Source organism: Companilactobacillus hulinensis, from assembly GCF_003946555.1.
GTDB classification, from domain to species: domain Bacteria; phylum Bacillota; class Bacilli; order Lactobacillales; family Lactobacillaceae; genus Companilactobacillus; species Companilactobacillus hulinensis.
In genome coordinates this window covers 179061-195755 of record NZ_RHOO01000002.1, presented here as the reverse complement: position 1 = coordinate 195755, position 16695 = coordinate 179061, and the positions used below count along the sequence as shown (strand labels likewise).

Below are 16695 nucleotides of genomic sequence, written 5' to 3'. Positions count from 1 at the left end.
TTTGCTTGAAACTGCGCAGTGGATCAACAATTATTTCAATGAATCAACTGATGCTATTATGATTTTTAAAGACAATGAACTACTCGTCAGCAATCATATGGCAAAAGAATTGCAAAAAGAACTCAATATGAATCCAAAATACTTACTTGAAATTGCTGATTCATCAGTTAAACAAAAGTTCTCACCAACTGAAAATTGTTTTAATTGCATAATTCAAAACAAAATGAAACAGATTTCCATCCCTATTACTCTAGCAAAGAATATGCCGCATCCACTCTCCTACTTCATGATCTATAATGTCATCGACCAAGAAGAACACGTCTTCTCATTGACGCTCAAGAATCGTGGAACCATTAATCGTATGGATCAATTGGCTCAGCAACGCAAATTGACACAATACGTCAATCGTGCAAACGAAAATGAGCGCAAACGTATCTCAGAAGACCTTCACGATAGCATCGCCCAAGGCGTTTATTCTGCGATCATGGGAGTGCGTCGGCTTAGTGATACGACGATGTCACCTGAAAAACTTAGTCAATTAACTGACGTCATCCAATCGCAACTTAACGATACCCTTACTGAGGTCAAACGAATGGCACTTGATATTCGTCCCTCAGTTCTTGACAGCTTTGGATTGTTATCCGCATTACGAGTTCTATCCAAAAGATTGCAAGAGAACTCCGGTGTAACGATCGATGTCATTGGTAATGCCGACACAAGTGGATTATCTAATGACATCCAAAGTGTGTTATATCGAATCGCACAAGAAGCAATCAATAACGCTCTAAAACACGCAAATGCCAACGAGATTTCAATTTTGTTAGTCTCACACGATCACTTTATCACGCTGGAAATAATTGATGACGGAGACGGATTCAATGTTCCGAAGCATCAAACATTCAATGGACGTTCACTTGGTCTCATGAATATGAATGAGCGTGTTAAAGCATTAAATGGCGCATTTAGTATTAAGTCAAAGCTTAATGAGGGTACTACTGTAACTGTTAAGTTTCCAGTAGCATAAGGGAGGAAAATCATGTATAAAGTTCTAATTGCTGATGATCATGCTGTTGTTAGATCAGGATTATCTTTTTTGGTTAATCAGCAAAATAATTTTGAAGTAGTCGGTGAAGAAGCCAATGGGACTGACACTTATATGCGTGTTGAACAAGGCGGTATCGATATTCTCATCATGGATTTGAGCATGCCACCTGGGGAAAGTGGCTTGATCACCACTCAAAGAATTCATGACAAATATCCTGATGTGCGAATTCTAATTCTTTCGATGCATGAAGAACAAGAATACATTAATAAAGCCATTCACAATGGTGCTATGTCTTATATCCTAAAAAGTTCTCCTGATGATGAACTGATCAAAGCACTAAAATCGTTGTCTAATGGTGAAAACTATATCGATAAAAACATCATGATAACTAAATCTGATATTCAACAAATCAATTCTGATGGCGTTGATGTGAATCTCAAAGGTTACAACGGCTTATCAAAACGTGAAAAAGAAATTTTCCCACTGATAGCTCTAGGCTATTCAAACAAGGAAATAGCCTCGCAAATGTTCATTTCAACTAAGACTGTGGAAGCTCACAAAGCTAATATCATTCGTAAATTGCAGCTTGACACTCGTGCAGACTTAGTACGTTATGCTATTCATCACCACTTAATTGAATTCTAAAAAATACTTATTTACATAAAAAGGGAGTCATATCTAACTTGGTATTATTACATCAAGTTAGGTATGACTCCCTTTCATCACGCTTTTATTTTTTCTTCTCATCAGGAAATTCTTTCAAATGATATAGCTTTATGAACTGTGGTATCAGAATCAAAATGACTGATAATATCCACATAATCACTAACTCCATGGATAACGCCTTGATACGTTCCCACTCAAGAAACATCAAAAGAATTGTCAATCCCGCTAAGGTCCCACAATAAACATCGAGTGTTGCCCATTCTTTAGAAAATTTTTTCAGCATAAGTATCACTCCGTAATAGAAAACGTCTAGCTACAAAAGTAGTTAGACATTTTCTTTATTTGTATTTTTTTCGTATTGTGTTCTAAGTGCCGCAACTCTAATTTCAACCACTTGATTATTATTAATACGAGCAAATGCCAACGCATCATTCATCAAAGCTGTAATTTCTTTTTCTGATTTATTATCATTGATAGCATTCTGTGCTGCCTGCAATTTTAAACGTGGCAAATAATAAGTAACATGATAATCAGCACAGAGATTGATCCCCATCTTAACCAACTTATCACTACACTTGATATTGCCTTTAGAAGCATCGTATTCAGCTGTGAAGAAGATAAGGGTCAAAATTCTCAAGTAATGATTATCCTTGTCATCTATCACGTCTTCTGTATTCTTCTTATTCTCTACAATGTAATGGTAGATCTTGCCAAAATAAAAGTCGGCTTTATCATTCTGCTGCTCTCGAGCATACATTACACCTGATCCTAAATATGCAAGCTGGGTAAAAATTGTCTGATGCTTATCATCTAAGTCATCTAATATTTGCGAAAAATCAAACATTATATCAACTGGCTTCTGATTAGTGAGTGCATTCAGCAAGCCACGTAAATAATAAAACTGTGTCTTCAACGGAATGAACTCAATTTTGTCAGGTTTGATACCGCTCAAGATATCAATTACTCCCTGATAGTCCTCCATCATCAATTCTTTCTCAGCTTTGTTCAATAGATCTCTTATTTTGGCAGTTGACGCCATTGAATCCTGATATAGATCATCGACCGTCAGTCCTAATCTAGCACACAACTTATTAAGAATAGTCAGCGAAGGTACGCGACCGTTATTTTCAAACTTGCTGAGAGTTGCTTGAGTACAGATCCCCTCGCAAAGTTTTACCTGGGATAATTTTAATTCCTTACGCTTACTTATAAATACACCTATATTAATTTCTCTCAATATTCACACTCCAAAGTTTTAGCCATAAATTCCTAAAGCTGTTCGAGCAAAACGACTGACCATACCCACATTCCAAACTGGCTCCCAGACTAAATTAATTTCGACATCATCCACTCCATCTACTGACTTAGCAGCCCGTTCAATTTGATCAGCTAACAAGTTCCCCAAAGGACATCCCATAGTTGTCAGCGTCATAGTTATTTTGCAATCGCTTTCTATTATACCAATTTCGTAGATCAATCCAAGGTTTACGATATCAATTCCTAACTCCGGATCAATTACATCGGTTAATGCACTCATTACTTGGTCTTCAATCTTTTCATTATTCATCATAAAGTTACCTTTCAATTTGTGTGATCGATCACCCGCCAATTTGACTCATGTGACGCCAAGTTGGTGCCTTATCAATTATCCTATCTTCTTCATCCATCGCCATTTCATGGTTCAATGGCTTTCTATCTAATGATTTTTGAATCAACCTGCGAAATTCTTTTTTATCTGGAATTGCCTTACGTATATCGATTTCTTCATTCCAATACAAACATGCTTTAACGTATCCGTCAGCCGTGATCCTCAATCTATTACAATTCTCACAGAACTTGGAACTGATAGGATGGATAAGCCCAAAGCTGCCTTGATAACCTTCGATTTGATAATTGTCAGAAGGACCATTACCACTTAGGTCAATTGCATGGTAATCAAAATTGTTCTCATCACAAGTCGTAAAGACATTCTTTAATCCGACATATTCCTTTTGCCAAGATTTCAATGCGTTACCTATCGGCATAAACTCGATAAAACGAACATTAACATCATGATCCTTGGTATAATTCAAAAAATCTAATACTTCGTCATCATTTTGACCTTTTATCAAAACAATATTCAACTTAATTTTTTTGAAATGAAGTTTACTAGCAACTTCTATACCATTTAGAACTTGCTCGATATTTCCACCACGAGTTATTTTTTGATAACGATCTGGTTTGAAGGTATCCAGACTAATATTAAGACGATCTAGTCCAGCCTCTTTTAATGCTTCAGCTTTTTTTGCTAGAAATAATCCATTGGTAGTAATCGAAACATCCTCAATACCATCGACCGCTTTGATTCGCCTTACAATATCTACTACATCAGTCCGCAGTAATGGCTCCCCACCTGTGATACGAACCTTCGAAACACCCATTTCAGCGAAGTTCTCGATCAATTGAACAATTTCATCTTGGGATAATACCTTATCAGTTGGGAAAAACGGCAGACCTTCCTTAGGCATGCAATAAACACATCTCAAATTACACCGATCAGTTATCGATAATCGTACGTAATCATGTAACCGATCGTATTTGTCATACAGCTTTTCCATTTTAAAAACCTCCAAAATATTATAAAGGGATTTGTGAATTATATAATTAACTAATTTTATTATGTATTATATTGGGAATAGTTTGAATTAGTAAAAACACCTAAATATTGAGTATTGAACCAAACGAGGGCGGCAATCCTATATTGGATTACCACCCCCGCTTAGTTTAAGCATATAAAATTATGTTCTGTTGCACATTTAAACTGGAAATTTAGCAACTTATTCAGTATCAGCACGAGTAAACGTGACAATTGCGGTAGATGCAATCAATAGCAATGCACCAACGATAATATTAGAACTGATCTGAATTGGGAAGAAAAAGTATGAATAGATTATTACGACAATTGGCCCCAACGCACGCACAATATTGGCCTTACCAGCAGTAATAAATTTCAAACTTGTATAGAATAGCAACAATGATAAGAATCCGTTGAAGAAAGCACCAAAGAAATTAAATGTTACTGCTTTAGCTTCAATTCCACCAAAGGTGCCGGGGATGATCAATGCATAGACGAACAGCAAAACTGCTGAAACTAGATGATTATAAAACAATACATTCCCTGGATTATTGTCTTCAACCAAATACTTCGCAATTATATTATTTATTGCATACATTAGAGGATAAATAAATGCACAGACAATGCCCCAAACACTATCAACCTGAATGCGACCAGTTGAGACAAATACTGACCCAGCAATACACATAACAATTGCTAAGTAATCCCACTTAACCAATTTTTCTTTCAAAAACATGTACGAAAGCGCAAATACATATACCAAATATATTCGAGCAATCAGAGTAACTGTAACCGGACTCAACAATGTCAAAGCAATATATTGAAGAATAACTCCAACGGCATTTGATAATCCCAATGCAATGACCCATTTATTCCTAATGATTGAAAAATCATGATACATTACGAATATCAAAATCAAATTAAAAATTGCGGCAAAAACACTTGTGAATAATGCTCCAATAACTGGATTCAAACTTACTAACGAAAACTTATTTAAAACAGGACTAATACTACTAAATAATAACGATATTAAATTAAGTTCAACTCCTAAAAGTTGAGCTTTTTTGGTAGTCATTTGATTCATTAAGCCAATTCCTCAACAGTGAAAGGCTTGCTGCTTAAGTCTTGTTTGATTTCGTTCACATCTAAATCTTCAGTTCCAGAAATTGTTAGTGTCATTTTATCCATATCTTTGTCCAAATTCTTTACACCCTTAGCATCCTTGATCAATTCCGCAATATGTCTTGGACAGTTCTCACAGTGTAACCCGCTTACTAGTATTTTCTTTTCCATTAAAATATTCCTCCAATATATTAATATTATTACTTTTTTATCATAACGCAGTAGAAACTTCATTTAACTTAGGAATTTTACTAATTTTTTATTGAATAGAACAACGATAGAATATAAGTAATATGAAACAAATAAGGAGAGTTATTAATTATGGCCGAAAATGTAAGTACCGAACAAGCAGTTTATCAATTACTTAATGATGTAAATCGTAATTACTTCACTTCTAACCGTCAATTAAATAAACAATCAAGACTATATCAAACAATTGAATGTGTTCACGATAAGGGCTGGTTCCAAGATTTGGAACTTGAAGAAATCCAAAATTACTCCTTAGCAACAGCAACTCTTAAACCGGCTACATTAACTGCCAAAGGAGAAAAAAAGCTCAACGAATTAAAGAAAATATATGGCAATGACCCAGACGTAAACCACAAAGAGGAGAACAACTAATATGGATATCGACGACTTAAAAAAACAAATTAGTGGCCGTTTTGAAAATGCCCCTATTCAATCCTCTGCCTTCTATGCTGACCCTGAGGATCATCTAGATAATCAAAAAAAATTGCGAGTTACCTTGAAATCATTCACAGAAACACAAAAAATGATCACCCCTTTTGCATTGCAAATTCTCTGCACTCATTCAGAAATAACCCTAATGCCGCTTGGATTACTTGACTTAAATGAACTTAAACAATGGGAAAATGAACAACGTAAGGATACTGGTATCTTGGTCGGTAATCCTGACAAGCGAAATGGATTTCCATTAGTAATACAATTTGAATCTCACGTAAAAGAATTTCCATCTGAAAAAAAAGTTTTGGATGTTTACACTGATGATTTATTCAATCATTTCCACGATACTTTCAATGATCACATCTGGCCTATCGTAATGAAATATCTGAACGAAAATCAATCAATCTTGAAAGAAATTGAAAAAAAGCTGGTTGATGAGAGCTCCGATGTCAAAAATATGACTTTAAAACAACTAGAACCATTGAATGAATCAGAAATTAAAGAAAAAATTGGTATTTCATTGAAAAAAGATCAATTGGAACACTACTCAAGCTATATTGCCGACATGAGCCAAGTGAATTCAATTCTTACATCATCAGGAACCTTTACTAAAGAACAAATTCTTAAGGATATGCCCTTTGCACAGATGATGAATCTGGCAGAAATGCGTAATACCTTCTTCTATGTACTAGATAATACCTTTAACGAAATATTATATTTCTACATTCAAGCATATGGCACAAAAAATCCTGCATTAAAAAAACATCTTCAAACACTACGTAAGAACTTAGCAGCAATCATGCGTCAAGATGCCTGGAAAAAATCAAACGATTTAATTGAAGATGAAAAAAAATTCGATGCACAAAAGTTCTTCAGTTCGGTATTCTTGCCAATCGCTGAAAACTTAGAAGTAGAAATTGACAAATTCAAGTAAGGAGAATCACTTATAATGGCATCCCCATTCGAACAATTCGAACATCTCAATCCAAAGCTAATAAACTTGGAAGACTACATACTTCACCTAATTGAATTAAATAAAGATGACATTATCACTGAGGCTAGTGGCTTCTTAAAGTCTAGTAGGTTCTTGCACAGTGCATTCTTCTACTTATTCTCTGGATTCGGAAAAGAAGAAGCACTCAAAGAGAACACATTGCAATCAGCCGCTGCCGCTAACCAGATGTTCTATATCAGAAACGAAATGATGCGTCGGCATCAAGCTGGACCAGATTCGATCAAACTAAATTTCATGGTCGAATATTTCTCAGACTTAATCGATGTTGAATTACGCAAATGCTCAGCAGATGATGACGCATTGCAGGGAAAAATTGATGCTATCCAAGAAATTACAACGCAGCAATTAATGGCAGATGAACAGATGATCAAACCAGTTGAGGATATCGGCGACTATATTAAGCGTGTCGAAGGTCGTTCAGCGGTCATGTTTGAATTTGCCTGCCGATTCGGAGCACAAGCTGCTCATGCATCAGATATTATCGTTGATTCAGCCGGCGAAATTGGCAGGACCATCGGTATAGCCTATCAAATCAAAAGTGAAATACTAGACTTGGTGGGTATTAACACGACAACTGATGAATTCGGTCCACTATATATGTTGCAAAGTGGTGAGTTCACCCTTCCCGTCATATTTGCGATTGGGAAAAAGGGTACAGACTTTATGAACGATATTGCTGAGGCTGGAAAAACTGGTGAAAAGAAACTAGCCGAAACAGCTGAAGAAGTTATCGATAATGGTGTTGATGCCTCACAAGTTATGGTTAAAGAATATAAAGACCAAGCTTTATTCGATATTAATATGCTACCTGAAATACCAGAAAAACATGATCTACAAAAACTAGTTGAAATGTTGCTGTAAAAAAAGTCTACAGACGAGAATTAATTTTCTCATCTATAGACTTTTTTAATTATGCTTATTCTTCCTGAAATACATTTGTGCAAAAACACCGACTGCCAGACCAATCAATGAGACAGACATAGTAACTGGTTTCCATCCATCAAACAAAACCAACGATAATAATACAACAAAGAGTGCTGCCGCCGAAACACGAATAAATGTATTTACGCTTAACATCATTACGCTCCGTAATTTATTATTTATTGCAGTTTGAGAATAGTTGATATTATGGTAAATTACAAATTTAAATTTTTATATTCAAACTAAAGCAAATATTGTAAATCACTTGCAGGTGTTGGATAAGCGAACACTGTATTAACAATTTCATCATGTTTGATTTTCTTATTGATAGCTAGAGTGAGATAGTTAATTACCTCATCTGCTTCATTGCTCAACAGCGTAGCACCAACTATTTCATCCTCTTTATTAAAGACTATCTTTGCTCTAGAGATTGATTCGTTGGTTCTATAGTATGTAAACCACTTAGTTAGATCTTGATCAACTACACGGTAGTTATCAGGATCTTTTTCTGCGTCAGCGGTACTTACACCAACCTTCGCCATTTCCGGACTACCGTATACCAATGTTGGAATGGCTGGATACTCAATATCAGTATCAGTCTTCCCAGTAATTACATTAGCAACATATCTAGCGTCAAATCCAGCAACCGGTGTCAACTTAGGTTGTTCTTTGTCAACAACATCACCAATTGCATAGATTTTAGGATTAGATGTCTGAAGCTTACCATTGGTACTTACGCCATGACGAGTATATTCAACACCAGCCTTTTCCAAGTCCAAATCATCAACATTAGGAATACGACCAGTTGCACCTACAACCAAATCACTGACTAATGAGAAATCTCCACTGTCTAGAACATACTGCTCACCGAATTTGACAACGGACTTTGTATCAATATTGAAGTGGAATTGAATTCCACGTTTTTCTAATTGCTTAACTAGTGAATCAACGTATGACTTGTCGAATGCCTTGAGCGGACGATCATTATGATGCACAATATGAACTTCAGCACCGGTTGAACTAGCAATTGTAGCAAGTTCAAAAGCAATATATCCAGCACCGATAAAGGTTATCTTCTTAGGCATTGATTTCAGACTCATAAAATCCGTGCTTGTAAGTAAGTTTTCTTTACCTTCTATATCTAATCTGCTTGGTCTTTGACCGGTTGCAATGATGAAGTTATCAGCTTGATAAGTTTCACCATTAACCACAATTTGATCTTTAGAAATGAACTTGGGACCACCATCAATTGCCGTTATTCCAGCACTAACAATACCATTACGACTGCCATCAGGAATTTGATCGGTATAAGATTCCTTGAAGGCTTCAATTTCAGGCCATTGAACAAACGGTACTTCGGCATCTCCAAAGCCCTTTCCCTTCAACTGAACCATACGATCACGTGCCTGGACACCACTTAATAATATCTTTTTAGGATCACATCCTCGGTTGGGGCAAGTACCACCCCATTGATAATCCTCGACTACAGCAACAGACTTGCCAGCAGATTTTAAAGCATACGCTTCTGCCAATCCAGCTGGGCCACCACCGATTACAATTGCATCAAACTTATTCATCAATCTCAACCTCCGATAATTTGGATAAAAAAATAGACTCACATAACATTTCCATTATAAGAGTCTATCTATATTTTTATTACTTATTTGCCTGAATAAACTAGTTTGTGACTAGAATTCAGCATTACCAGGAGTTCTTGGATAAGCAATGACATCTCTGATATTTTCCATACCTGTAATGTACATAACTAATCTTTCGAATCCAATACCAAAGCCTGAGTGAACTGTACCACCGTACTTACGTAACTCTAAGTACCACTTGTAGTCATCTTCGTTCATCTCAAGTTCTGACATTCTCTTCTCGAGTTTATCAAGACGTTCCTCACGTTGTGAACCACCGATCAACTCACCAATTTCAGGAACTAACAAGTCAGCTGCAGCAACAGTCTTACCGTCATCATTGGCACGCATGTAGAATGCCTTGAAGTCCTTAGGATAATCAGTAATGAAGACAGGCTTCTTGTAAACTTGTTCTGACAAGTAACGTTCGTGCTCTGAATCAAGGTCAAGTCCCCAGTAAGGTTTAACCTCGAATTCAACATCTGTTGCCTTTTCCAAGATATCAATCGCATCTGTATATGTTACGTGTGCAAATTGTTCGCCAGCAGTAGCCTTTAAGCGATCGATCAATGTATTATCAACATTTTCGTTCAAGAAGTCGAGTTCTTCTTTGGCGTTGTCCATCACGTAGTTGATAACATACTTAAGTAACTCTTCTGAACAATCCATTTCATCTTTCAAGTCAGCGAAGGCAAGTTCTGGTTCAATCATCCAGAATTCAGATGCGTGACGACCTGTATGTGAGTTTTCAGCTCTAAATGTAGGACCAAATGTGTAGACATTTCTGAATGCCAAAGCAAATGGTTCAACTTCAAGTTGACCACTAACTGTTAAGTTAGTTTCTTTTCTGAAGAAGTCTTCGTTGTAATCAACTTTGCCATCATCAGTTTTTGGAACATTATTCATATCAAGAGTTGTAACTTGGAACATTTCACCGGCGCCTTCAGCATCAGAACTAGTGATGATTGGTGTGTGAACATAAACAAAATCATGTTTTTGTAGGTATTCATGGATAGCAAATGCGGCTAGTGAACGAATACGGAAGACTGAGTAGAATGTGTTAGTTCTTGGACGTAAATGAGCAATACTTCTCATAAATTCATATGAGTGAGCCTTCTTTTGCAATGGATAATCAGCATCAGAAGCACCCTCTTCAATAACTTCAGTAGCATGGATTTCGAATGGTTGTTGGGCCTTTGGTGTTAATGCCAATTCACCAACAACTTTGATTGTTGTGCTAATTGGGAACTTAACTACTTCAGCATAGTTTTCCATGTCACTAGTAATAACAACTTGAACATTTTTGAAGAATGAACCATCGTTTAATTCAATGAATCCTACTCGTTTTGAACCTCTGATTGTACGAATCCAACCAGAAACAGTGATTTGATCACCATCAGCAAATTCTTTTTTGTATAAGTCTTTAACTAAAATGTTTTGCATTTGTTTCTCCTTTTAATTTTGAAATATTATAGACGAAAAAAAATCCTTCATCCCCCATAAAAAGGGACGAAAGATTTTCCGCGGTACCACCCAAGTTTTTTTAAAAAACACCTCAACGTACATTAAATACTTGCCAATTATAACGTACTGGTCTACGTCTAAGCCTACTCTCGAAATTTCAGCTAGAAAAACAAAGATGTTTTTCCTATATACCGACACGCCAGGTTCTCAATATCCCCGGCTTCCTGTGGATGAAGTATATAGTACTCCTTCTTTTAATATCTATAATATATTATTTTCTTAAATGTAGCATATTTTCACACGAATTGTAAAGCCTGAATTAGCTACTTACCAGAATCGTCTGTTTGACCCTTGTTCAAGTTAAGAACTGACATGAAGGCTTCTTGAGGAATCGAAACTTTTCCGACTTCCTTCATACGCTTCTTACCAGCCTTTTGCTTGTTCAATAGCTTATCACGACGTGTTCGGTCACCACCATACAACTTAGCTGTAACATCCTTACGATAAGCTTTAACAGTGGCACGGGCAACAACTTTGTTACCGATAGCAGCCTGAACCGGGATCTCGAACATTTGACGAGGGATTACTTCTTTCAAACGTGAAACAATATCACGTCCACGTTGGTAAGCAAAGTCCTTATGAACAATGAAACTCAAGGCATCAACTGGTTCACCATTAAGCAAGATATCCATTTTGACCAATTCACTTGGTTCATATGCATCAACTTGATAATCAAGTGAAGCATAACCTTTGGTATTTGACTTCAAATCATCGAAGAAATCAAAGATTATTTCTAGCAATGGCAACTTATAAATAACGTTCACACGATACTTATCCAAATAATCCATTGTTACAAATTCACCACGTTTACGTTGGCACAATTCCATAACTGGACCAACGTAATCTTCAGGAACCATGATCTCAGCACGTACGTATGGTTCACGCACTTCTTTGATTTCAGAAGCATCAGGCAATTCAGCTGGATTATCAACCACAATTTCTTCACCAGAAGTTGTCGTAACTTGATAATCAACTGATGGTGATGTGATGATCAAGTCCAAATTGAATTCACGCTCCAAACGTTCTTGAACAACATCCATATGAAGCAATCCTAAAAATCCAACACGGAATCCAAAACCTAAGGCTTGGGAAGTCTCAGGTTCATATTCCAACGCCGCATCATTTAGCTTTAACTTCTCCAATGCTTCATGTAAATCTTCATACTTACCGTTATCAACTGGATACATACCTGCATACACCATTGGTGTACTCTTACGATAACCAGTTAGTGGCTCATCAGTCGGATTGTCAGCGAGTGTGACAGTATCACCAACTTGAGTTTCGACAACTGACTTGATGCTGGCAGTAATATAACCTACATCACCCGCCATCAAGTAATCACGAGAAACGGCCTTAGGAGACATTACGCCGACATCTGTAACTTCAAAGGTCTTCTTATTACTCATCAATTCAATCGTGTCACCGACCTTCACAAGGCCTTCACGGACACGCACATTAAGGACAACACCACGATAACTGTCATAAACAGAATCAAAGATCAAAGCCTTAAGTGGTTTGGTAATATCACCTTCTGGAGCAGGAACATCAGAAACAATTCTTTCGAGTAATTCATCGATTCCCAAACCAGTTTTGGCACTAGTCATAACGGAGTCGGATGCATCGATACCGATCATTTCCTCAATCTCTTCTTGAACCTTTTCTGGTTCCGCAGAAGGAAGATCAACCTTATTGATAACTGGCACAATTTCCAAGTCGTTATCAATAGCCAAATAAGCATTTGCTAGTGTTTGTGCTTCAACACCTTGTGCAGCATCGACTACAAGTAATGCACCTTCACAAGCAGCAAGTGAGCGTGACACCTCATAAGAGAAGTCGACATGTCCTGGTGTATCGATCAGATGAAAAATATAATCTTTGCCATCTTTGGCAGTATATTCCAACTCAACCGCATTTAACTTAATTGTAATTCCACGTTCGCGCTCAAGGTCAAGATCATCAAGGACCTGTGCCTTCATCTCACGTTTTGAAATAGTATGTGTCTTCTCCAAAATTCGATCGGCAATTGTTGATTTACCATGATCGATATGCGCTACGATAGAAAAATTACGAATTCTTTTTTGTCGTTCTTTTAATTTATCAAGATCCAGATCCATAAAATTTTCCCTTCTATCATTCATTTACTTTTAATTATTTAAGAATAGATTCTCATCTAATCTATTTTACACTATTTCAACCTATACCACCATCTGCAGCGTATAGAAAAAGAAGTCGTAATTATACGACTTCTTTTGATTGAAATATTTTAACCGTTGAATGCATCTTTGATCTTATTGAAAAAGTTACTATCTTTTTCTTTAACTTTATCTCCACCAGCTTCAGCGAATTGTTTCAAAGCATCCCTTTGTTCACCAGACATCTTACGAGGTGTAACAATATTAACTGTTACCTTTTGATCACCGATGTTCTTACTATTAAGAACAGGAGCACCCTTACCACGTAATCTGAATGATGTACCAGTTTGTGTACCACTTGGAACAGTTAACTTAACTGGACCATGAACAGTATTAACTTTGATTTCATCACCTAACGCTGCTTGAGGGAAACTGATATTTACTGATGAGAAAATTGTTGATCCATCACGTTTGAATTCCTTACTTGGTGAAACATGGAAGACAATATATAGATCACCGTAAGGTCCACCATTTTCACCGGCTTCACCTTGAGCATCTAGACGCATTTGTTGTCCATCTTCAACACCTGCTGGAACTGTAACTTTAAGAGTATGTTTTTCATTAACTTTACCCTTACCGTGACAAATGTTGCACTTTTCTTTAATTTCTTTACCAGTACCATTGCAGACATCACAAACAACTCTTGTACGCATACGGCCTAGTGGAGTTTGACGATCTACTTCAACATAACCGGAACCATGACACTTCGAACAAGTTTCAGGATGTGTACCAGGTTTGGCACCACTACCATCACAAGTCTTGCAGACTTCTTCACGATCGTATGAAATATCAGTCTTCTTACCAAAGACACCTTCTTCAAAGGTCAAATCCATACGATATTGCAAGTCAGAACCTTGTCTAGGTGCATTAGGACTTTGACGCTGAGTTCCGCCACCACCAAAGAACTGACTAAAGATATCTTCAAATCCACCGAATTGTTCGCCGCCACCGGCGCCACCAAATCCGCCGAAACCTTGTCCTTGATTCATACCAGCTGAACCATATTGGTCATATCTAGCACGCTTTTGAGGATCCTTTAAGGTTTCATATGCATCGTTAATTTCCTTAAACTTTTCTTCAGCATCCGGAGCTTTATTAATATCTGGATGGTATTTTTTTGAAAGGCTACGAAAGGCCTTTTTGATTTCGTCTTCAGAAGCGTTTTTGTCAACGCCTAAAGTTTCATATGGATCTTTATCTGCCATTTAACAATCACCCTTGTATCGACTGGGATTTAAGATTCATCCCATATTGTCCTTTTATGCTCAAAAGAGCAGTTATTAATACTATACCATGGTTGGTCTAGTAATTGAAATGACTGCTCTTTATCACAAATTATTATTTAATATTGATTATTTCTTGTCTTTATCAGGATCTACTTCTTCGAAGTCACCATCAACAGTACCGTCATCTGACTTCTTGCCATCAGCTGAACCAGTTCCTGTTGCGCCTGCACCTGTAGCACCATCAGCGCCACCGGCTTGTTGAGCACCTTGAGCTTGTTGATATAGTTTTACAGAAAGATCTTGGACGATTTTATTCAACTCGTCACGTTTCTTCTTCATGTCTTCAATATCACCAGAGTCTTGAGCCTTCTTCAAAACATCACGAGCATCTTCGGCTTTCTTGATTTCATCGTCAGAAACCTTACCCTTAATATCTTTAAGAGTCTTGTCAGTAGCAAACAATGCTTGTTCAACATCGTTCTTAACGTCTACTTCTTCCTTACGCTTGTTATCTTCGTCTTCGTGTTCCTTAGCTTCTTTCATCATTTGATCGATTTCTTCATCGCTCAAACCTGATGAACTCTTGATAGTAATCTTTTGTTCCTTGTTAGTACCAAGATCTTTAGCAGAAACATTTACAATACCGTTCTTATCGATATCGAATTTAACTTCAATCTGAGGTACACCTCTTGGTGCAGCTGGAATATCTGTTAATTGGAAACGACCTAAGGTCTTATTGTCAGCAGCCATTGGACGTTCACCTTGTAGAACATGAATATCAACAGCGTTTTGATTATCCGCAGCGGTTGAGAATGTTTGTGACTTGCTTGTTGGGATAGTTGTATTTCTATCGATCAACTTAGTAAATACTCCACCCATTGTTTCAATACCTAATGAAAGTGGTGTGACATCAAGTAGAACAACGTCTTTAACATCACCAGAGATAACACCACCTTGGATAGCAGCACCTAAGGCAACGGCTTCGTCAGGGTTGATTGAGTGATCAGGTGTCTTACCTGTCCACTTTTCAACAGCAGCTTGAACAGCTGGTGTACGTGTTGAACCACCATTTAAGATAACCTTGTCAAGGTCACCGATTGATAGTCCGGCATCCTTAAGAGCATTGTCAACAGGGATTCTTGTCTTTTCAACTAGGTCTGATGTTAATTCATCAAACTTAGCACGTGTCAATGTTTCTTCCAAGTGAAGTGGGCCATTAGCACCTGATGAAATAAATGGAAGACTGATTGATGTTTGTGCAACACCTGATAAGTCCTTCTTAGCTTTTTCAGCAGCATCCTTTAATCTTTGTAGGGCCATCTTGTCTTGTGACAAGTCAACGCCATTTTTGTTCTTGAATTGTTCAACTAACCAGTCGATAACCTTTTGATCAAAGTCATCACCACCAAGATGTGTATCACCATTTGTTGAAAGTACTTCGAAGACACCGTCACCTAATTCAAGGATAGAAACATCGAATGTACCACCACCAAGGTCATAAACAAGAATCTTTTCATCACCCTTGTCATTGTCAAGACCATAAGCAAGTGCTGATGCAGTTGGTTCGTTAACGATACGTTGAACGTTCAAACCGGCAATCTTACCAGCATCCTTTGTAGCTTGTCTTTGTGAATCGTTGAAGTATGCAGGAACTGTGATAACTGCATCTGTAACTGGTTCGCCAAGATAGTCCTCTGAGAACTTCTTGATGTGTTGCAAGATCATAGCAGAAATTTCTTGTGGTGTGTATGACTTGCCGGCAACAGTTACCTTGTAACCTGCTTCACCCATGTGTCTCTTAATTGATGAAACCGTATCAGGATTTGTGATTGCTTGTCTCTTAGCAACTTCACCAACTTGAATTTCACCATCTTTGAAAGCTACAACTGAAGGTGTTGTTCTTGCGCCTTCTGGGTTAGCAATAATTTTTGGTGAACCACCTTCAAGTACGGCAACAGCTGAGTTTGTTGTACCTAAATCAATACCAATAACTTTTGACATAAATATAAACCTCTTTTGAATTTTTAATATTTATTAACTTTAATAATA

At 37.2% G+C, this 16695-nt stretch carries 17 protein-coding genes and 1 other annotated feature; of the genes, 5 read left to right on the top strand and 12 right to left on the bottom strand.

Annotated elements, in window-relative coordinates; translation table 11 throughout:
• Position 1: 1 nt before the first annotated feature.
• Together EKM66_RS02145 and EKM66_RS02140 are read left to right on the top strand one after the other, a co-directional pair.
• Complete coding sequence (locus EKM66_RS02145) at positions 2 to 1024, top strand: sensor histidine kinase (RefSeq protein ID WP_125761216.1); 1023 nt, start codon at positions 2 to 4, stop codon at positions 1022 to 1024.
• Positions 1025 to 1036: 12 nt separating this feature from the next.
• Complete coding sequence (locus tag EKM66_RS02140; protein WP_125761214.1) at positions 1037 to 1690, top strand: response regulator; 654 nt, start codon at positions 1037 to 1039, stop codon at positions 1688 to 1690.
• An 85-nt stretch (positions 1691 to 1775) separates the two neighbouring features.
• Here the strand turns inward: EKM66_RS02140 and EKM66_RS02135 are convergent, their stop codons facing one another.
• From EKM66_RS02135 to EKM66_RS02110, 6 genes are all read right to left on the bottom strand, one after another.
• Entirely contained in the window at positions 1776 to 1994 is a 219-nt protein-coding gene (locus EKM66_RS02135; protein WP_125761212.1) for a hypothetical protein, read from the bottom strand.
• A gap of 42 nt (positions 1995 to 2036) precedes the next feature.
• On the bottom strand, positions 2037 to 2939 hold the full coding sequence (locus tag EKM66_RS02130) for a helix-turn-helix domain-containing protein (RefSeq protein WP_125761310.1): 903 nt from the start codon (positions 2937 to 2939) through the stop codon (positions 2037 to 2039).
• Between the two features lie 27 nt (positions 2940 to 2966).
• Positions 2967 to 3281 carry a metal-sulfur cluster assembly factor gene (locus EKM66_RS02125; RefSeq protein WP_125761210.1) on the bottom strand — a complete coding sequence of 105 codons (315 nt, stop codon included), beginning with the start codon at positions 3279 to 3281 and terminating at the stop codon, positions 2967 to 2969.
• 28 nt (positions 3282 to 3309) lie between these two features.
• On the bottom strand, positions 3310 to 4308 hold the full coding sequence (moaA, locus tag EKM66_RS02120) for a GTP 3',8-cyclase MoaA (protein WP_125761208.1): 999 nt from the start codon (positions 4306 to 4308) through the stop codon (positions 3310 to 3312).
• Positions 4309 to 4527: 219 nt separating this feature from the next.
• Entirely contained in the window at positions 4528 to 5409 is an 882-nt protein-coding gene (locus EKM66_RS02115) for a DMT family transporter (RefSeq protein ID WP_125761206.1), read from the bottom strand.
• A complete protein-coding gene (locus EKM66_RS02110) occupies positions 5409 to 5618 on the bottom strand; it encodes a heavy-metal-associated domain-containing protein (RefSeq protein ID WP_164505011.1) in 210 nt (69 codons plus the stop codon). Before EKM66_RS02110 ends, EKM66_RS02115 begins: the two co-directional genes overlap by 1 nt.
• 150 nt (positions 5619 to 5768) lie before the next feature.
• Between EKM66_RS02110 and EKM66_RS02105 the strand changes: the two genes are divergently transcribed.
• Genes EKM66_RS02105 through EKM66_RS02095 form a run of 3 tightly spaced genes read left to right on the top strand, consistent with a single transcriptional unit; the run spans position 5769 to position 8007 of the window.
• Complete coding sequence (locus tag EKM66_RS02105; protein WP_125761202.1) at positions 5769 to 6068, top strand: hypothetical protein; 300 nt, start codon at positions 5769 to 5771, stop codon at positions 6066 to 6068.
• A 1-nt stretch (position 6069) separates the two neighbouring features.
• Positions 6070 to 7065, top strand: coding sequence for a hypothetical protein (locus EKM66_RS02100; protein WP_125761200.1), 996 nt, complete (start codon positions 6070 to 6072; stop codon positions 7063 to 7065).
• A gap of 15 nt (positions 7066 to 7080) precedes the next feature.
• On the top strand, positions 7081 to 8007 hold the full coding sequence (locus tag EKM66_RS02095) for a polyprenyl synthetase family protein (protein ID WP_125761198.1): 927 nt from the start codon (positions 7081 to 7083) through the stop codon (positions 8005 to 8007).
• A 45-nt stretch (positions 8008 to 8052) separates the two neighbouring features.
• On the opposite strand, the gene EKM66_RS12485 is transcribed toward EKM66_RS02095, so the two are convergent.
• The 6 genes from EKM66_RS12485 to dnaK all read right to left on the bottom strand — a co-directional run bounded on the left by EKM66_RS12485 (position 8053) and on the right by dnaK (position 16647).
• The gene (locus EKM66_RS12485; RefSeq protein WP_164505010.1) at positions 8053 to 8226 is read right to left on the bottom strand and encodes a hypothetical protein; all 174 of its coding nucleotides are present in this window, start codon (positions 8224 to 8226) and stop codon (positions 8053 to 8055) included.
• A gap of 83 nt (positions 8227 to 8309) precedes the next feature.
• Positions 8310 to 9644, bottom strand: a complete 1335-nt coding sequence (locus EKM66_RS02090; protein ID WP_125761195.1) for a dihydrolipoyl dehydrogenase family protein — start codon at positions 9642 to 9644, stop codon at positions 8310 to 8312.
• A 111-nt stretch (positions 9645 to 9755) separates the two neighbouring features.
• Positions 9756 to 11147 (bottom strand): asparagine--tRNA ligase, encoded by a 1392-nt coding sequence (asnS, locus tag EKM66_RS02085; RefSeq protein ID WP_125761193.1) that lies wholly within the window; start codon positions 11145 to 11147, stop codon positions 9756 to 9758.
• Between the two features lie 59 nt (positions 11148 to 11206).
• Positions 11207 to 11436 (bottom strand) — a binding site (T-box leader).
• A gap of 55 nt (positions 11437 to 11491) precedes the next feature.
• Positions 11492 to 13342, bottom strand: coding sequence for a translation elongation factor 4 (gene lepA, locus EKM66_RS02080; protein WP_404811445.1), 1851 nt, complete (start codon positions 13340 to 13342; stop codon positions 11492 to 11494).
• A 149-nt stretch (positions 13343 to 13491) separates the two neighbouring features.
• Entirely contained in the window at positions 13492 to 14625 is a 1134-nt protein-coding gene (gene dnaJ / locus EKM66_RS02075) for a molecular chaperone DnaJ (RefSeq protein WP_125761191.1), read from the bottom strand.
• 147 nt (positions 14626 to 14772) lie between these two features.
• Positions 14773 to 16647, bottom strand: coding sequence for a molecular chaperone DnaK (gene dnaK, locus EKM66_RS02070; protein ID WP_164505009.1), 1875 nt, complete (start codon positions 16645 to 16647; stop codon positions 14773 to 14775).
• Between the last annotated feature and the right edge of the window lie 48 nt (positions 16648 to 16695).

Coding starts and splice junctions, on each gene's coding strand:
- EKM66_RS02115 (WP_125761206.1), bottom strand. CDS start 5,409: ATGAATCAAATGACTACCAAAAAAGCTCAACTTTTAGGAGTTGAACTT.
- EKM66_RS02110 (WP_164505011.1), bottom strand. CDS start 5,618: ATGGAAAAGAAAATACTAGTAAGCGGGTTACACTGTGAGAACTGTCCA.
- dnaJ (WP_125761191.1), bottom strand. CDS start 14,625: ATGGCAGATAAAGATCCATATGAAACTTTAGGCGTTGACAAAAACGCT.
- dnaK (WP_164505009.1), bottom strand. CDS start 16,647: ATGTCAAAAGTTATTGGTATTGATTTAGGTACAACAAACTCAGCTGTT.
- asnS (WP_125761193.1), bottom strand. CDS start 11,147: ATGCAAAACATTTTAGTTAAAGACTTATACAAAAAAGAATTTGCTGAT.
- lepA (WP_404811445.1), bottom strand. CDS start 13,342: ATGGATCTGGATCTTGATAAATTAAAAGAACGACAAAAAAGAATTCGT.
- EKM66_RS02140 (WP_125761214.1), top strand. CDS start 1,037: ATGTATAAAGTTCTAATTGCTGATGATCATGCTGTTGTTAGATCAGGA.
- EKM66_RS02125 (WP_125761210.1), bottom strand. CDS start 3,281: ATGATGAATAATGAAAAGATTGAAGACCAAGTAATGAGTGCATTAACC.
- EKM66_RS02095 (WP_125761198.1), top strand. CDS start 7,081: ATGGCATCCCCATTCGAACAATTCGAACATCTCAATCCAAAGCTAATA.
- EKM66_RS02105 (WP_125761202.1), top strand. CDS start 5,769: ATGGCCGAAAATGTAAGTACCGAACAAGCAGTTTATCAATTACTTAAT.
- EKM66_RS02090 (WP_125761195.1), bottom strand. CDS start 9,644: ATGAATAAGTTTGATGCAATTGTAATCGGTGGTGGCCCAGCTGGATTG.
- moaA (WP_125761208.1), bottom strand. CDS start 4,308: ATGGAAAAGCTGTATGACAAATACGATCGGTTACATGATTACGTACGA.
- EKM66_RS02135 (WP_125761212.1), bottom strand. CDS start 1,994: ATGCTGAAAAAATTTTCTAAAGAATGGGCAACACTCGATGTTTATTGT.
- EKM66_RS02100 (WP_125761200.1), top strand. CDS start 6,070: ATGGATATCGACGACTTAAAAAAACAAATTAGTGGCCGTTTTGAAAAT.
- EKM66_RS12485 (WP_164505010.1), bottom strand. CDS start 8,226: ATGATGTTAAGCGTAAATACATTTATTCGTGTTTCGGCGGCAGCACTC.